Source organism: Streptomyces sp. AC1-42W (genome assembly GCF_003248355.1).
Lineage (GTDB): Bacteria > Actinomycetota > Actinomycetes > Streptomycetales > Streptomycetaceae > Streptomyces.
Genome location: NZ_QKWY01000004.1, coordinates 25,261 through 39,858 on the forward strand (window position 1 = coordinate 25,261; position 14,598 = coordinate 39,858).

17 protein-coding genes and 2 pseudogenes are annotated in these 14,598 nt (G+C 69.9%); 4 read left to right on the forward strand and 15 right to left on the reverse strand.

The window, feature by feature from the left end; all coding sequences use genetic code 11:
* Nucleotides 1–22: 22 nt before the first annotated feature.
* The 5 genes and pseudogenes from DNK56_RS34380 to DNK56_RS36620 all read right to left on the reverse strand — a co-directional run.
* Nucleotides 23–217 carry a hypothetical protein gene (locus DNK56_RS34380; RefSeq protein WP_030423206.1) on the reverse strand — a complete coding sequence of 65 codons (195 nt, stop codon included), beginning with the start codon at nucleotides 215–217 and terminating at the stop codon, nucleotides 23–25.
* On the reverse strand, nucleotides 214–1,215 hold the full coding sequence (locus DNK56_RS34385; RefSeq protein WP_111339986.1) for an ATP-binding protein: 1,002 nt from the start codon (nucleotides 1,213–1,215) through the stop codon (nucleotides 214–216). The genes DNK56_RS34380 and DNK56_RS34385 overlap by 4 nt, the downstream gene beginning before the upstream one ends.
* Complete coding sequence (locus tag DNK56_RS34390; protein WP_111339987.1) at nucleotides 1,212–1,565, reverse strand: hypothetical protein; 354 nt, start codon at nucleotides 1,563–1,565, stop codon at nucleotides 1,212–1,214. Before DNK56_RS34390 ends, DNK56_RS34385 begins: the two co-directional genes overlap by 4 nt.
* On the reverse strand, nucleotides 1,562–2,179 hold the full coding sequence (locus tag DNK56_RS34395; protein ID WP_111339988.1) for a hypothetical protein: 618 nt from the start codon (nucleotides 2,177–2,179) through the stop codon (nucleotides 1,562–1,564). Before DNK56_RS34395 ends, DNK56_RS34390 begins: the two co-directional genes overlap by 4 nt.
* Nucleotides 2,180–2,301: 122 nt before the next feature.
* A pseudogene (locus DNK56_RS36620) lies at nucleotides 2,302–2,517 on the reverse strand (hypothetical protein); the annotation flags it as partial.
* Nucleotides 2,518–3,045: 528 nt separating this feature from the next.
* Here DNK56_RS36620 and DNK56_RS34410 point away from each other — a divergent pair.
* The 4 genes from DNK56_RS34410 (at nucleotide 3,046) to DNK56_RS34425 (ending at nucleotide 5,857) form a co-directional block, all read left to right on the forward strand.
* A complete protein-coding gene (locus DNK56_RS34410) occupies nucleotides 3,046–4,047 on the forward strand; it encodes a DUF6192 family protein (protein WP_111339989.1) in 1,002 nt (333 codons plus the stop codon).
* A gap of 2 nt (nucleotides 4,048–4,049) precedes the next feature.
* Nucleotides 4,050–4,469, forward strand: coding sequence for a RacP protein (locus tag DNK56_RS34415; RefSeq protein ID WP_111340021.1), 420 nt, complete (start codon nucleotides 4,050–4,052; stop codon nucleotides 4,467–4,469).
* A gap of 65 nt (nucleotides 4,470–4,534) precedes the next feature.
* Nucleotides 4,535–5,374 (forward strand): IS5 family transposase, encoded by an 840-nt coding sequence (locus DNK56_RS34420; RefSeq protein ID WP_111339990.1) that lies wholly within the window; start codon nucleotides 4,535–4,537, stop codon nucleotides 5,372–5,374.
* A 96-nt stretch (nucleotides 5,375–5,470) separates the two neighbouring features.
* Complete coding sequence (locus DNK56_RS34425; protein WP_146615271.1) at nucleotides 5,471–5,857, forward strand: hypothetical protein; 387 nt, start codon at nucleotides 5,471–5,473, stop codon at nucleotides 5,855–5,857.
* Nucleotides 5,858–5,919: 62 nt separating this feature from the next.
* Here DNK56_RS34425 and DNK56_RS34430 read toward each other — a convergent pair whose 3' ends face one another.
* From DNK56_RS34430 to DNK56_RS34475, 10 genes and pseudogenes are all read right to left on the reverse strand, one after another.
* Nucleotides 5,920–6,282: a hypothetical protein gene (locus DNK56_RS34430; protein ID WP_111339992.1), complete on the reverse strand. Its 363-nt coding sequence runs from the start codon at nucleotides 6,280–6,282 to the stop codon at nucleotides 5,920–5,922.
* A 353-nt stretch (nucleotides 6,283–6,635) separates the two neighbouring features.
* On the reverse strand, nucleotides 6,636–8,078 hold the full coding sequence (locus DNK56_RS34435; RefSeq protein ID WP_342211096.1) for an NF041680 family putative transposase: 1,443 nt from the start codon (nucleotides 8,076–8,078) through the stop codon (nucleotides 6,636–6,638).
* A 245-nt stretch (nucleotides 8,079–8,323) separates the two neighbouring features.
* Entirely contained in the window at nucleotides 8,324–8,791 is a 468-nt protein-coding gene (locus DNK56_RS34440) for a hypothetical protein (protein WP_111339994.1), read from the reverse strand.
* Nucleotides 8,792–8,871: 80 nt separating this feature from the next.
* Nucleotides 8,872–8,952: pseudogene (locus DNK56_RS34445) on the reverse strand (IS5/IS1182 family transposase); the annotation flags it as partial.
* 198 nt (nucleotides 8,953–9,150) lie between these two features.
* The gene (locus DNK56_RS34450) at nucleotides 9,151–9,396 is read right to left on the reverse strand and encodes a hypothetical protein (protein ID WP_111339995.1); all 246 of its coding nucleotides are present in this window, start codon (nucleotides 9,394–9,396) and stop codon (nucleotides 9,151–9,153) included.
* 19 nt (nucleotides 9,397–9,415) lie between these two features.
* The gene (locus DNK56_RS34455; protein WP_111339996.1) at nucleotides 9,416–9,844 is read right to left on the reverse strand and encodes an RRQRL motif-containing zinc-binding protein; all 429 of its coding nucleotides are present in this window, start codon (nucleotides 9,842–9,844) and stop codon (nucleotides 9,416–9,418) included.
* Nucleotides 9,845–10,119: 275 nt separating this feature from the next.
* On the reverse strand, nucleotides 10,120–10,974 hold the full coding sequence (locus DNK56_RS34460; protein WP_241990240.1) for a hypothetical protein: 855 nt from the start codon (nucleotides 10,972–10,974) through the stop codon (nucleotides 10,120–10,122).
* Nucleotides 10,971–11,609 (reverse strand): hypothetical protein, encoded by a 639-nt coding sequence (locus tag DNK56_RS34465; RefSeq protein ID WP_111339998.1) that lies wholly within the window; start codon nucleotides 11,607–11,609, stop codon nucleotides 10,971–10,973. The genes DNK56_RS34460 and DNK56_RS34465 overlap by 4 nt, the downstream gene beginning before the upstream one ends.
* A 114-nt stretch (nucleotides 11,610–11,723) precedes the next feature.
* Complete coding sequence (locus tag DNK56_RS34470) at nucleotides 11,724–12,026, reverse strand: hypothetical protein (RefSeq protein WP_111339999.1); 303 nt, start codon at nucleotides 12,024–12,026, stop codon at nucleotides 11,724–11,726.
* Nucleotides 12,027–12,028: 2 nt separating this feature from the next.
* Nucleotides 12,029–14,449 (reverse strand): DNA translocase FtsK, encoded by a 2,421-nt coding sequence (locus DNK56_RS34475; RefSeq protein ID WP_111340022.1) that lies wholly within the window; start codon nucleotides 14,447–14,449, stop codon nucleotides 12,029–12,031.
* Between the last annotated feature and the right edge of the window lie 149 nt (nucleotides 14,450–14,598).

Here is a 14,598-nt window from a genome sequence, read left to right on the forward strand (position 1 = left end):
GGGGTGGGAGCGGCCGGGCCGCTCATAACTGGATGTTGATCTGGCGGCGCGGGTCGCCCGCGCTGGTGTGGACGGTGCGGCGGTGCGCGGCGAGGCCGGCGCTTCCGCCCTGGATCGGGAGGTGACAGTCAGGGCAGCCGTGGGCCCACTCATCCCCGGCCGGAAGTTCGGCCGGGGTGAGCGGGTGCGGGTGCGGACCGTCGGCGGCGCGGCTCACTCGCGGACCGCGGCCGCGAACTGCTCTTCCAGGTCCGCGCGGCCCTCGGGGTCGTCGTCCTGGTCGTGGTCGTCGGCCTCCTGGTCGACGTCGTCGGGGCCGCCGTGGACGGAGCAGACTGCGTCCGGGTGCAGCCCGGTGTCGCTGGTGTGCGCCTTCCACAGGTCGGTGACCGAGAAGACCGGCTGCCACGCCGGGGCGTCGCAGTCGTCGTCGTACGGGCAGCCGACCAGCAGGTCGAAGCCCACGTCGCCCGCGCCGTCGACGTCGGTGCGCAGGGCGAGGACCAGGCGGTCGGGCCCGAGGCGGATCTCGCCGACGCGGTCGCCGCCGGCGAGCGGCGAGTTGTCCCGCCACCGCCACAGCGGCACCACCTCCGCGCCGAACGTGCGGCGGACCAGGAGCAGGCCGCCCAGGCCGTCGCCGCCGTCCCAGCCGAGCTCGCGGCGGCGGGTGTCGCTGGCGCGCTGCAGAAGCGGCTGAAGGCGGTGGATGTTGTCGGCGAACACGACGTGGTCGAAGCCCTCGCCGCGCAGCTGGGGGAAGGCGGCGACGGCTTCGGCGTGCTGGCGGCGTACGACGCCCTCGGGCACGGCGCGGTCCGGGCTCCGGTCGGCCTGGCGCTCCACACAGACCGAGGCCGGGGTGGAGACCAGGAACGCGACGGTGGGCACGCCGTAGTTCCGGGCCATCTGCACAAGGCCAGCCCTCACCCGTTCCTCGGTATTCGTCGCGTCGATCACCGTCGTGCGCTTACGGGCGAGGCGGGCCTCCAGCACGGTGTGCATCACGTTGACTGCGGACAAGGTGGCCTCCTGGTCCCCGGCCTCATCCGAAACCATCGCCCTGAACTGGTCGAGCTCCAGGACCTGCGTGGAGGGCCAGGTGCTCGCCCAGGTGCTCTTGCCGCTCCCCGCCGCGCCGATGAGGACGATCAGCGCCGGGTCGGGGATGGTCGTGTCGAGCGGCTGCATGGTGCCTTCGAAGGTGGTCTTCACGAGCGTTCTCCTTGCGGGTGGAGGGTGGAGGTGGCCAGGTGCAGGCGCATCCCGGCGGAGTCGCCGATGTAGGCCGCGGCCTCTTCGATCGCGCAGGCGGCGGACTCGGAGTCCTCGCCGTTCAGCTCGGTGAGCGCGGCGGCCCTCGCGGCCATCGTCAGCAGCTGGTTGAGCGAGCCGAGGACGCCGCCCTTGGGGTCGGCCTCGTCGAACAGCTCGCGCAGCGTCTCGGCGAGGAACTCGGCATCGATCGGACCGCCCAGTTCGTCCTCGATCTGCTGGACGGCGAGCTTCACGATCCCGGCCGAAGCGCGGACGCGCTCCAGCCGGGTACGGGTGGCGGGGGTCACCGGCGGTCGCCCTTGCGCAGGGTGATCCAGGTGGTGACCAGGGCGGCGGCCACGCCGATCGCGCGGTGCGCCGCCTGGTCCAACTCCATCAGCGCGGTCCCGGGACCGGAGACGTCCTGGACGGCCTTGGGGTACTCGGTGCCCTCGCCGCCGGCCTTGCGGACGACGGTGGCGTGCTTGATGTAGCCGGACTTTCCGGCCTTCTCCGCGAGCCAGAGCAGCGGTTCGCGCCTGTCCAGGATCCCGTGGGTGATCGCGTTGATCGCGGCGCCGGTGAGCAGGGCGCTGGCGGGGACGCGGTAGCCGAGGGTGCGGGTGACGGCGAGGGTGGAGGCGAGCTGTACGGCGCTGTAGCTGGCCACATGTCGGCTCACCGAGCGGCGGCCGTACGCGCTGGCGGTGCAGGTGCGGCCTTCCTTGCCGTGCCGCCACGGGTTCTCTTCCACCGGGCTGCCGTCGTTCTTGTAGACCAGGTGGGAGCCGTGCATTCCCTTGGTCATCGCGTCGTGCGAGTTCTGGACGAACTGGTCCCCCAGTGCGTGGACTCCGTCGAAGACGGCGGTCAGCGCGGCGACCAGGGCGAGGCCCTCGATGGCGCGGAGGCGATCGGTCATGCTGGGTGTGCTCCTCATCTCGGATTCGGGGTGGGATGCGGGGCGGCCGGCCTCTTGCCGATGCTGCGGACGCCCCGTGGTGCCTTCGCCCCCGGCCGGTCTCCGGCTGGGGGCGGTGGTGCTCAGAACGGAGGCTCGTTCCAGGCCGGGACGGGCAGGAGCCGGATGCGCAGCTCGCGCCGGTCGGACCAGCAGCCGCACGCCTCCATCTCCGGGAAGGCGCCGCCGACCCACCAGCCGCCCTCGCCGTGGCAGCGCGGGCAGCCCGGCCGGGGCCGGGCGGTGATCTCGATGCGGTGCCGGTCGGCGTAGAGCTTGAGGTGGCTGGCCCTGAGTAGCTGTTTCTAAGCCTCGGTTCTGTGTAGATTTGCGCCCTAGGCTGAGTCGGTGTCCGAGGACGTCGAGAGGGCCGGGGAGAGGGTCTGTCGGGCCTGCGGGGAACGGCTGAGGCCGGATGCCCGGCCCGGTGCAATGTTCTGCTCCTCGGTGTGTCGTTCCAGGCAGTGGCGGAAAGAACAGCGGCTGCGCAAGCGTCTGGCGGCCGTCCGGGACGAGGCCGGCATGATCGAGTGCCCGGAGTGCGGGGCCCGCTGGGTGGCGGGCGTCGACCGCCGCTCGGACGCCCGCTACTGCTCACGGCGGTGTGTCGTGAGGGCCTGGCGGCGACGGAAGGAACCGTTCGCGGACCGTTCACAGTGACCACTGACCGAACGCATCCTGAAGCCGGTTTCGTTCACAGTCCGGTCATTTACGGTCATTCGTTGTGATCTTCCTATTTATAGTCTGACTCTCGGTGACGGATGCGGGTCCTGTCCCGTCGCGGCCCGAAGTGCCGTGCCCTGGCCCGCACTTGGATGGTGAAAGCCATGTCCGAGGAGAACGAGAACGTCGGAGCCGTCAGCCAGTCCCGTTACGAACAGATCGTGGCCGAGCTGCGTGACGTCGTCGAACAGCAGACACGCGGGCAGTTCACGATCGGGGACCGCGCCCTGGAGGTCGAACCGATGAGGCAGCGGGGCGGCCCCGTCGGGGAGAGCGAGTACACGGTCGAGCAGTCGCTGAAACGACTGGCCGAGGACATCGGTCTGAGTGTCGCCACGGTGAAAACGGCCAGGTGGGTGGCCTCTCGCTGGCCGAAGGAACGGCGCCGGCCGAAGATCGCCTCCTACACGGTCCACCGCTCGCTGGCGAACATCGAGGACGAGGACGAGCGCTTCGCGGTGATCCTGACGCCGCCGGACGGCAAGTCCCGGTGGAGTGCGGACGATGCCAACCGGCGGGTGGGTCAGCAGGTCGACACGCCGATCACGCCGCAGGAGAAGGTCACCGCAATCCACTCGCTGGCCCGGGACGCGGAGGTCGCGGCCACGGTCACCACCGACTTCCTCAAGCGTCCGCAGGTCGCGGCCAAAGTGTCGGCGGAGGACAAGGTCCGGGTGGTGGAGGAATTCACCCGCGACGAGGGGGTGGCGACCACCGCCGCGACCAGCCTGCTCCGCAGGCCGGACGTCGCCTTCAAGGCGATGAGCGACGACACCGCCCGCTTCCAGGTCAACTCTGCCCAGGCCGAGCGCAGTCGGCAAGCCCACGACTACTTCGACCGCACCAGCCCGGTCGCGCCGGCGGTCCGCAACATCGACCGCACGGTGGAGTTCCTGGACCTGGTCACCGCCTTCCACTCGTTCGTCGCCGCAGCCGGCCGCACTGTTCCGGGCCTGCGGGACCGCCAGCTGTCCGAGGACGAACGCGCGATCGTGCACCAGAATGTCGCGAAGGTGAAGGCGACGCTCGACTGGATCGAAACGGCGGTGGACACCGGCAAGGTCGACATGGACGACGAGCTCGCCCGCATGCTGAAAGGCGAGTGATCATGCCCCGTGTCTCACGCAGGAAGGGAGACGCGGCCAGACGCCATGCCGACACCGTGCGCTTCGTGCTGTTCGAGGCCCGCCCGGCCGGGCTGGACTTCACCCAGCTCGTCCGCGCGACGGATCTGTCCGCCTGCCAGGTCAGATCCGGGATCGGCGCCCTGAAGGACGAAGCGGCCTCCAGAGGCTGGCCGCCTCTGACCTGGACCCGTGAGGTCGGCTATCAGCTCGGCGCCGACCGGACCGCGCTGGAGGCATACGAGCGGGCCGTCGTCTCCCAGAAGCTGAACGAGTTCCGCCGGTTCATCACCGGCACCGTCGCCCCGCACGCCGCCGCTCACCCGAACGACAAGTGGGTCAAGCACATCGTCGCCCAGCTCAACTCGATCGAGTCCACCCTCGACCTCATCGCCAGCTCCTGACCCTTCCCGCGGGGGCCGACCGGCTTTGCCGGTCGGCCCCCGCCCCAGGTCAGACGGGAGGCCAAGTGCGTCACCGCCGCTATCCCTCGGACACGACGGACGCCGAGTGGACGCTGATCGAACCGCTGCTGCCGCCGCCGGCCTGCGACACCGCCCGCGGCGGCCGGCCGGAGAGACACCCCCGGCGCGAGATCGTCGACGCGATCCGATATGTCGTGGACACCGGCTGCAAATGGAGGGCCCTACCTGCGGACTTCCCGCCCTGGCGGACGGTTTGGGGGTTCATGGCCCGCTGGGCGGCCTGCGGTGTCATTGGCCAGATCCGTGACGCGTTGGCCCAGCGGATCCGCCGCGAGATGGGCAAAGGCCCCCGGGCGGTCGCCACGATCATCGACTCGCAGTCAGTCAAAGCGGCCTCGACCGTCGGGAAAGAGTCCCGGGGTTACGACCCAGGGAAGAAAATCAATGGCCGCAAACGGCATCTCGTGGTCGACACCCGCGGCCTGCCCCTGCTGGTCATGGTCACGCCGGCTGACCTGCACGATTCCGCCGCAGCCAAGGAGGTCCTCTTCCGTCTCCGGCTGATGCACCCCGAGATCACCATCGTCTGGGCCGACCGCGCCTACGCGGGCAAGCTCATCAACTGGGCGAAGAAGCACCTGAACCTCACGATCAAAACGGTCGCCCGGCCGAAGGACACCTCCGGGTTCGTCCTGCTGCCCCGCCGCTGGGTCGTCGAACGCTCGCTGGCCTGGATGATGAACGCCCGCCGGCATGCACGCGACTACGAACGGCTGATTCAGCACTCAGAAACCCTCATCACCTGGGCCTCCATCACGCTGATGACCCGCCGCCTCACTCGACCACCCGGGAAGATCTCCGGGGGGACCCACCTGGCGGTGTGACGTCGACAGCTCCTCCAGTCCGCGGACTCTCCCGCTGGACAAGCGTTGGCTCTTTTGGGGATAACGACTACCAGCAGTCTCTGCGACGCTTCTCTCATGAACGCTGGCGAGATTTCAACGCAGGCTCTTGATCGTCTAAAGACCACAGCTGCCAAGTGGTCTGAGGTGCAGGGTGATGAAGCACCGAGCGAAGTGCTGGCGGTTTCCACTACCCGGGACATCGCCATGCGGGCACTCCACGACGGAACGGTCGGCTCGGATGACGAACCCATCTACCTCGTCATCCTGAAGGGGAACTTCACCTTCAAGGTTCCAGGCACGAAGACAGTGCGGGCCGGCACGTGGGCAGCCCTTTTCGTCGATGCGAACTCATTTCGCGTGCAGACCATGACCATCAGGCCACCCGAAGCAATCCCTGACGTGTCACTGGACAGTATCGGCACTGTTCACATTCTGAGGACTGGTACGACGGACACGTCGTGACCCTGGCCCGCCAGGATGCGGCGGGGCGAACCTCCAAAGTCCGCCCCGCCACCTGCTGAGCGCTAGGGACAGGGCTTGGCAGCCCCGACGGTAAAGACGGCAGGGTAGGCGTACCCGAACGGGGTGAACTTGGCCTGACCGGGGCCGATGCAGATGTCACGTCCCGTCTTGTCGACGTTCTCGTGGAGCCACACTCTGCGGCCACAGTTGACGTTGTACGTCCAGTCGATCGGCCATGACGGGTAGTACCAGTCATGCGCGGTACAGGGATAGCTGCTGTTCTTGTGGTACGCGTTGTCGGTGATGTCCAGATACCAGGTGGACACCTCTCCTGCCTGCTCCGCCGCATGCGACGTTGAGACCGAACCGAATATCACCGAGATGGCCGCGACGGCCAGGCAGGACAGTTTCCGGGCGCGCTTCACTGAGACCTCCCTATAGGTCTGCTGCGTTCCAATGGAGCACCTGCTTGCCACGTGCGCGCCGACCGTACTCATATGCGCCTGGCAATGACGCCAAGCTGGCACAAAGTGAGGCAATTGATTCCGGATGAAAGCGGCAACATGCGCCATTCTCTAGGAGCCGCCATCGCAGCATTGACAGACGCAGGACTGCTCTGCCCCCGCAGGGGGATTTCGCATCACTGAGCCACTACGCGGGCTCCGCCGATCGCGGTCGGCGGGACCGCCAACCGCGATCGGTGATGTTCCGCGAAGTGATAACGCTCAATGCCTATCGCGCTTCGGGTTGAGAAACAGTCACTGAGCTTGTTCTTTATCTACCAAGATCTTCCGGGCTTGCCGATGGCCTTGAGAGTCTCGGGGCGTTTGACGGTTTTGCCGACGTCGTAGCGGGGTGCCCGGTGTCTGTTCTTGGCGCCGGGTGGTCGTCCGGGGCCGGCGCCGCAGGGTTTGGGAACGCGGGCCGGGCAGGTGAGGTGGGCGCGGATGTTCCTGAACCCTCGGCGTACTCGGGCGGGGGTGAGCCAGCCGGAGGCGGTGGGTTTCTCCCAGGGCCGGCGGAGGTCCGTGGCGAGCGGGCGGGCGAGCCGGAGCTGGGTGTGGGCGACGATCAGGATCCAGGTCCAGCGGTCCGCCGCCTCGGGGGTGCGGAGTTTCGGGGTGGTCCAGCCGAGCGTCTGCTTCGCGAAGCGGAAAGTGTGCTCCAGATCGAAGCGGCGGAGGAACGCCTGCCAGAAACGGTCCACATCGTCCGGTGTGGCACCGGTCTTCGAGGACCATAGCCACACCGGCGGGGCATCTCGTTCCTTCGGCAGGTGCTCGACCTCCAGCCGGATCAACGTGCCTTCGATCAAGGGGAGTTCGCCGTCGTGGTCGAGCCAGGAGGAACGGTGGGTGAGTCGGGGGTGGACCCGGTCCCACGCCTGGGTTTCGGCCTTGCCGTAGTTGGTGGTGTCGGTGACCGTGGTGATCGCGGGCTCGGGCCAGGTCTCCGGCTTGGTGAAGCGGAACTCCGGGCCGTGCTTGGGCGGCCGGCCGTTCGTCCCCGGCCTGCGGGGCGGCTTCGGCAGCCGCATGACACGGTCGGAGCGGACCCGGCCGACCAGCTCGACGGGCAGGTCGCGCAGGACCCAGGCCAGGCGGGTGACGTCGTAGCCCGCGTCCATGACGATCACGATATGCGGGTCCCCGGTCCGCCACTGACCCGCGGCGACGAGCCGCTCGACGACACCACGCAGCTGGGCGGCGGTGACCGCGGTCGCGTCGTCCGCCGGTCCGAGCCGGACCGCGTCCAGGATCGCGGTCCAGGACGTGGAACCCGGCTCCAGCGCGGCCACGAAGGAGTAGGGCCAGCCCGGGATGAACTGCGAGGCCGTCTTCGCGCGGCCGTAGACGTGACAGAACAGCCGCTCCGCCGAGCACGGCGCGTCCGAGCGAAGCCACGGCGACACATCGACCGCCAGGACCAGGCGCCCGCCGTCGAAACGCGGCAATGACAGCCCTGCGAGCACTGTCCGCAGCTGACCGACGTCGATCCGGCCGTGGTTCAGGCCGCCGTACATCGCTCCGTGTCCACGACGGTGCTCGGGCAGCAGTGTCAGGTCCACCGGGGACTTCACCGCACCGTCCGCACACAGCACCGCGTCCGCCAGCTCGAACAGCTCGTCACGCCGGGCGGTCAGACACTCGTAGAACTCTCCCCGGAAGCGTGACGCTTCCGCGAACGCTTCCCTCCGGACTGCGTCAGGCAGCAGACTCACCCTCACGGCCTTCGTCTTGGTCAGTGCACCTTGGTCGGAGCACATGATCAGACGAAGGCCGCCCCTACGTCCGACGAATCCCCAGGTGAGCGACTCAGTTCGAGACACCGTTCGAAGCCGATAGATGAAGAACAAGCTCAGCTCGCAGTCTCCGGCCGGGCCCGGACACGAAAGCGGCACTGGCGGGGCGCCAACACGCACGGCGCTCCGCCAGTGCTCCCGCATTCTCCTCCCAGTGCGGGCGGTCAGTCGACGCTGACAGTCCGGTTCAGCTCGGCAATCTGTCCAACAACACTCGGGCCGAAAAGGGAATTGGAGGGCCTGGACTTGAGCAGGGTGGCCTCAACCTTGCCTGAACCCGTCTTCCACTTTTCGCCGAGATGGGCGGCGTTCGGGGCCAGGGTCATCTGCCATGGCTTGTTCGTGGCCGGGCAGGACACCTCGATGACGTCGCTACCGGGCACGTAATCCGGGGTGCCCAGCGTGCCCTGCGTCACGAGGACTTGGAGAGTGACCCTGGCCTTGTCGACGCCCGCGAGCTTGGTGTCCTTCGTCTGGCAGGAGTATGTGCCGGAGACGGTAGCGCTATTGCCTTCGAGGGTGACGGTGTCGTTGACCGACAGCCCTGTGCCAGCCGATGCCGGAGATGCGGCGACCGCGATGGCAAGAGCGGAAGTGGCGCCGAGGACAGCGGCGCGGCGAAGTGTGATCATGCTGTGCCCAACGAACCGCGCGGCCGTCGGGTACGGGCCGGCGGGCGGAAGATCTCAATTCCAGTGAGCCCTTTCCATCTTCACTCTGAGCTGGCCAGGTGCAGGGTGAGGACAGCCTGGACAAGGCTTGTGATGCGAGTGGTCGAGCAGCGGAGCTTGCGGTCTGTCAGCCCAACTGCCCCGCCCGGCCATCAGGGTGGAAAAAGCTCCGCGTACGGCAGTTACCGGACCGAGTGATCAAGTACGACGCATCGTTCGACGCCCCACGTTAAAGAACAAGCTGAGCGCGGCGGCGGCCGTCGCCGCGGCGAGCGGGACGGCGGCGGCCAGCAGCAGGGCGCCGCGCAGGTGGCGGGCGCTCACTTCAGCGGGATGGCGCGGCAGGCGGCGGCGTGGCTGTTGGCGTCCGGCCGGATGCAGAACAGGAAGTCCTCCTCGGGCCGGTCGGAGGAGTCGCCGCAGCCGTGGCAGTGCCAGCGGTTCTTGTCGGAGTGCTCGCCGGGGCCGGTGACGTCCACGTACGAGCCGCCGACCGTGATGAACCTGATCAGCAGGTTCTTGGGGCGGTCCGGCTCGGTGAAGGCGGCGAGGGTGGCGGTGCTCATGGGCTGGTGTCCTCTCAGATCAGGCGGCCAGCAGGTGCTTGGCCGGGGGAGCGATGTAGGAGGCGGGGTCGGCGGGCGTGCCGTCGTAGCACTCCAGGCAGGACCCCAGGGTTTTCAGCGGGAGGCAGTGGAAATAGCGCCGGCCGCAGGGGCCGGGACACGTCTGGCGAGCAGCCATCGCCTTGTCGAGCGCGGCTTCCTTCGCGAGCGTCATCGCGAACTTCGGCTTCGCCAGGTCGATCCGGTACAGCCACGCGAAGCGCTTGCCGCCACGGCATTCGATCCGTGCGACGGGCTCCTGGCCGCCGGGGCGCAGGCCCATCTCCCGCAACTGGCGGCGCGTCGCGAGGTTCTCGCGCCCGGCCTGCTTCCACCGGAAGACCGGTAAGGAGCCGTCGCCGGGGTCGTTCGGGTCGACGTCGACCAGGTCCTGGTCCTGGTCGGCCATCACCTGCTCCAGGTACCGGGGAGTCGGCGCTGGGGCGCGGGGTATCGGGGGCCGGGGATGGTGGGGCGGGGGCGGCCGATCCTGCGGCGGGGCCGGGGGATGAGCACGATGAACCCTCCATGTCGTCGGTGGCGTGGACGTTCAAGCGCCCGCCGCCCCTGGTGGCGGGGTGGCGGGCGCGGGTGGAGCTCAGGCCGGTCGGCCTGTCCGGTCACCGGCAGCCGGCCGCCCGGGGTACGGGCGGCGGCGGCCGGTGGCCAGGCGGAGCGACCGGATCAGCGGCCCAGCTGGCGGACGTTGTCCGGGGCGGGGCCGTCGGGCTGGGCCGGGATGTGGATCTGCGGTTGGACCGTGATCTGCGGGTCGGTGTGCACGGTGGAGAAGACCTGCGGCCGCAGGTTCAGCCCGCGCAGGGCGAAGGCCGACGCGAACGTCCAGGCGAGGACGGCGATGGCGGTGGCGACGGTGCGCGAGGTGTCCGGGGTCGTCGTCCAGACCATCGCGATGCCCGCGCACCCCCATGCCAGCCACGTCAGCCGGATCCCGTTGCTGCGGGTGATGAACCCGGCGATCAGGGAGAACAGGCCGGTGACCTGCCACAGGGTGTAGACGGTGGAGGCGCTGATCGGCAGGCCGGCGGAGTGGGCGGCGATGTAGGAGCGGATCGGGTTGTCGATCGTGGCCCACACGCCGGTGGAGGTGTTGTCGCCGACCTGGACGTTCGGCACGGCGGTGAGGATGCGGTGCGCGGCGTCCAGCAGGACGTCGACGGCGCCGTTGAAGAGCAGGACGACGAACGAGAACACGGCGATGGCGGCGACGGCCTTGATCCAGTTGGCCATGCCGTGCCATCCGGCGTCGGGTGCGCGCCGGACGTCCTCCCACAGCTCGTGGAGGGTGCCGCCCTCGTCCCATGCCTCGTTCCACCAGGTGCGGGCTTCGGAGAGGCGGGACTCCTTCTTCGTCGACGTCGACTTCGTGCGGTCGTTGTCGGCGGCCGGGGTCGGGTCGTTGGGTGCCAAGGTGATGCTGCTCCTTGTCGAGACGGTGGTGGTGCGGGCCGGGCGGCCTGTCCCGTCCCCGGCGCCCGGAGCGGGCGGGGCGGGGGCGAGGCAGGCAGCCCGGCTCATCCGTGGAACTTGTTGCGCCGGAAGACCGCCTTGCGGATGTTGACCGTGGTGCCGCCCCCGCCGTTGCCGCGCGAGGCTCCGCGTACGGCGAGCGCGAGGAAGATCAGCACGAACAGGCCGGCCACGCTCATCACGGCCTGGCCGGTCGCGGTGAGGATGGCGGGCAGCTGCGCGAGGGTCGGAGCGGCAGCACCGACGCCGACCCCGGCGAGCGCGATGCCGCCGCCGGTCGACAGGGCGATGGCGCTGTACTTCCACACGAACGCCGGCACCGCTCGCTGCGGCGCGGCCGGAGCGGCGGGCGGAAGCAGGTGCGTCGGTGCCGGAGCCATGACCTGCGGGTAGGCGGGGACCGGGGCGAGGGCCGCCTGCTGGTACTGCGCGCGGAGGTACTGGAGGGCTTTCTCCCGGCGGACCAGGTCGTAGACGCGCGCCATGTACGCCTCGTCGGTGGGGAGTCCGACGGCGGCGTGGGCGGGCGCGGCCGGGAGGTCGCCGGGCCGGGCGCCGGGGCGGGCCTCGGGGAACAGGGCCCAGATCTGCTCCAGTCCGTCGACCGGGAGGCCGGCGGTGGGCGGGCCGGGGTGCGGCGGGGTGTGCTGGTAGTCGGTGAGGGTGAGGTCGCGGGGTTCCACGGGGTGCTCCTTGACGGGGGAGGGGGTGGCGGGGAACGCGAAGGACCCGCCCGGCCGGGATGGCTGGGCGGGTCCTGGGTGGCCCGGGTCGGGCCGTGAGGTGGGGCGGGGAGGTCAGCCGAGGCTGTAGAAGGCGAGGAACGCCGCGAGGAGACCGAGGCCGACCTTCACCCACCACGGGCCGAACTCGAACGCGCCCCAGACTGCCGCGATGGCGGCGGCGCGCAGGCCCCAGCGGGCGAAGAACCCCAGCGGCTGGTGCTGCTGGAGCTCCTGGATCCGGGCGGTGCGCCGGTCCATCTCCGACTGGAGGTGTGCGCGGGTGACGGTGTCGGCCTCGGAGGTGTTCTTGAAGGTCTCGCTGTAGGAGTGCCGTTCGGCTTCCAGGCGCTCGATCTCCTCATCCGCTGTCTCCATGGTCACTCCTTGGTGTGCGAAGCGGCGGCGGCCGCGAGACCCATCGCGCCCAAGTCGCGCGCGGTGAAGCCGAGTTCGTCGGCCAGCCTCATCTTTACCACCTCCAGGTCGTCAGTCGAGACCTGGATTTCGCGGGCCTTGGAGCCGTCGGAGGGGCCGACGATGCCCAGCTGGTGGAGGTAGTCCATCAGCCTCTCCGCCAGGGCGAAGCCGATGCGCAGCTTGCGCTGGAGCATCGACGTCGACCCGAACTGGGTGGACACGACCAGTTCGACGGCCTCGAGGACCAGGGCGCCGTCCAGGCCCTCGGGCAGCGCCGTCCCGGCCGGTTCGGCGGGGGCGGTGCTGGGCTGCTGGGCGGCGGCCTCACGGGCGATGTACCGGGCGTACTGCCCGGAGTCGTCCTTGATGGCCCTGCCTTCCTCCGCCCACTTGCTGAGCCAGCCGCCGACCGTGCGCGGCGCCGGGGTGGCGTCGCCCAGGAGCTGCTGGAGCGCCTCGTGCAGGAGCTTGGGCGTGTAGCCGGTTTCGCCGGCGGCGACCAGGAGCTCCCAGCCCTTCTCGCGCGGGTCGACCGGGCGGGTCGGGCGGGGGAGCGGGGCCGCTGCCGGAGCGGCAGCCGGAGCCGGTCCGGCGGGAACCGCGATCGGCCCGGCGGTCGGGTCGAGGCTGGCGTTGACGGCGGCGAACAGCTCCGCCGCGCCGCCGAAGCCCTCGAACCCCTGCGGCACCGAGGCGGCCGGGGCCGCCGGGGTGGTGCCGGCCGATCCGGCCGGGGCCGGGGCGGAGGCGAGCAGGGTGGAGGCGTCGATGATCTCCCCGGCGTTGTCGATCGCGTGCTGCGCGGACTCGGTGAGCTGCTGGCCCTTGTAGAGGTCCGGCAGCGTGCGCGCCCACCGCTGCGGGTAGAACGCGCCGCTCTCCACCGACGCGGACAGCTCATCCAGCTTGGGCCTCCGGGCGGCGGTCGCGGCGCAGATCTTGTCGGTGAGCTCGTCGACCAGGCGCCACACCTTCATCGCCGTGGGCTTCTTGGGCCCGAGGCGGGTGTGCATCGTCCACCCGGCGCCCGCGACGGGCGCGTCCTTCGGGTCGATCTTGATGTACCCGGGGAAGAGGTACGCGAGCTCTTCGGCGTCGGAAACGGTCATGCCGACGCGCCACTTCGCCTGGATCTTCATGGTGGCGGTGACGACGTCCTGCGTGGCGCGCAGGCCGCAGACGAGGTTGCGCACGCGCATCGCGCGGCCCTCTTCGGCGACCTTGTCGAGCATCTCCTTGACGTCGAAGGGGAGGGAGGCGGTCTCGTCGGTGATGATGACGATGCCCGGGATCTCGTGGGAGATCGGCAGCTTGTTGTCGGTCTTCTTCTCCCGCATCAGCTGCTGGTATCCGGCCTTGCGAGCCGCGATGATCTCCCCGGCCATCTTGAGCATGAGCCGGGCTTCGTCCTCGGTGTGCGCGATCCAGTCGACGACCGGCGCGGACGCGAGGCCCTCGGTGGCCCACGGGGTGATCCACGGGAGGGCGACGCCACCACCGGTGATGTCGATGGCCCAGATCAGCGCGTCGGGCATCCGGGCGAGCTGGCCGGTGACGACGCGCAGCGTGTTCGTCTTGCCCGCGTCCGTCTCGCCGATGAGGATGCCGCAGTCGTTGCAGAGACTGCCGAGCGCCTCCTGGCCGTTGCGGTGCAGACCGAAGGGGAACCGCTCGGTCAGCGTCAGCTCGGAGAAGTCCTCCGGGTAGGGGATGTCCTCGCTGATGACGTCCTTGAGGGTGACCTCGATCAGGATCGTGCCGCGGTTGGCGCCGGGGAAGATCTCGACGCCGCAGCCGTCGGCGAGGCGCAGGTCGGCGGCGAACTTCGGGCCGTAGCCGTTCAGGTCGTCGGCCGTGGTCCCGCCGGAGGGCAGGTCGATCTCGACGGTGTAGCCGACCTTCCCGGGCCAGTGCTGCACGTCCTTGCCGACGCAGTTCTCCACCCGGGCGACGCGCTTCATGCGGTCTTCCCAGTCGCGCAGGATGCCGACCGACTCGCGGCGCAGCTTGAGCAGCCGCTTGCGCTCGGAGCGGGTGGACTCCGAGCGGGTCGCGGACGCGTTCGCGGCGATGCCGACGGCGGCCAGGCCCAGGCCGGTCGCCCAGCCGGTAGAGGTCAGGGGCGCGGTCGCCAGCGCCCAGGACGCCCACCCGGCCGCGGTGACCCAGGACAGGGCGCGGGTGGTGAGGGTGCCGGCCGTGGTGCCCTCGCGCAGGTCGTGGACGGCACCGGCGGCGGCCGCGCCCCCGAGGGTGACGGCGGCGGCCTGCCAGGGCAGTCCGGTGATCGGGGCGAGCATCACCATCGAGGCGGCGGTCTCGCTGGCGTATCCGAGGAAGGTGGTGTGGCCGCTGGGCAGCGACCAGTCCCAGTGACGCATCGACATGGGGAGGTTCTCCGTCCTGGTCAGGAAGGCGGGGCGGGGGCAGCAACAAGGTGGATAGGCAGCAAGGGAGCCGGTGGCCGGCCCCGGGGTTCGGGGTCGGCCACCGGCTCCTGGTGGTGCGGGTCGTGCTGGGGGTCGAAGGG

What these genes read in the sequence shown, in the direction of transcription:
- DNK56_RS34470 (WP_111339999.1), bottom strand. Translation starts at nt 12,026, where the DNA reads ATGGAGACAGCGGATGAGGAGATCGAGCGCCTGGAAGCCGAACGGCAC.
- DNK56_RS34450 (WP_111339995.1), bottom strand. Translation starts at nt 9,396, where the DNA reads ATGAGCACCGCCACCCTCGCCGCCTTCACCGAGCCGGACCGCCCCAAG.
- DNK56_RS34415 (WP_111340021.1), top strand. Translation starts at nt 4,050, where the DNA reads ATGCCCCGTGTCTCACGCAGGAAGGGAGACGCGGCCAGACGCCATGCC.
- DNK56_RS34460 (WP_241990240.1), bottom strand. Translation starts at nt 10,974, where the DNA reads ATGAGCCGGGCTGCCTGCCTCGCCCCCGCCCCGCCCGCTCCGGGCGCC.
- DNK56_RS34425 (WP_146615271.1), top strand. Translation starts at nt 5,471, where the DNA reads ATGAACGCTGGCGAGATTTCAACGCAGGCTCTTGATCGTCTAAAGACC.
- DNK56_RS34440 (WP_111339994.1), bottom strand. Translation starts at nt 8,791, where the DNA reads ATGATCACACTTCGCCGCGCCGCTGTCCTCGGCGCCACTTCCGCTCTT.
- DNK56_RS34410 (WP_111339989.1), top strand. Translation starts at nt 3,046, where the DNA reads ATGTCCGAGGAGAACGAGAACGTCGGAGCCGTCAGCCAGTCCCGTTAC.
- DNK56_RS34455 (WP_111339996.1), bottom strand. Translation starts at nt 9,844, where the DNA reads ATGGCCGACCAGGACCAGGACCTGGTCGACGTCGACCCGAACGACCCC.
- DNK56_RS34395 (WP_111339988.1), bottom strand. Translation starts at nt 2,179, where the DNA reads ATGACCGATCGCCTCCGCGCCATCGAGGGCCTCGCCCTGGTCGCCGCG.
- DNK56_RS34475 (WP_111340022.1), bottom strand. Translation starts at nt 14,449, where the DNA reads ATGCGTCACTGGGACTGGTCGCTGCCCAGCGGCCACACCACCTTCCTC.